1 protein-coding gene is annotated in these 350 nt (G+C 72.8%); it reads right to left on the bottom strand.

Features of this window, described 5'->3' with window-relative positions:
• A partial coding sequence (locus AC1DDH_RS20910) for an aminotransferase class I/II-fold pyridoxal phosphate-dependent enzyme (RefSeq protein WP_476956285.1) occupies positions 1 to 350 on the bottom strand: 350 nt, incomplete at both ends.

Below are 350 nucleotides of genomic sequence, written 5' to 3'. Positions count from 1 at the left end.
GCATCAGCCCATGCCGCCGGGCGATGGCGACCAGTTCGCGGCGTCGCGTGGCACTCATCACCCAGCCGAGCGGATTGTGSAGCGTCGGCATGGCGTACACGGCACGCACGCGCCGGCGGCGGCAGAGCGCCTCCAGGGCGTCGAGGTCGGGCCCGTGAGCGGTGACGGGAATCGGGACGAGTTCCAGCCGGCCAGTTTCGGCGGCGAGCTTGAAGCCCGGGTAGGTCAGGGCATCCACGGCCACCACGTCGCCGGGCTCCAGCAAGGCCATGGCGGTGAGCGTCAGCGCGTGTTGCGCGCCGCTCGTGAGCAAGACGGTTTCCGGGGTGGCCGGCACGCCGCGCCGGCCC

The sequence above is a fragment of the Arthrobacter sp. 10T425 genome (assembly GCF_056393985.1).
This window is presented reverse-complemented; position numbering and strand designations above follow the sequence as displayed.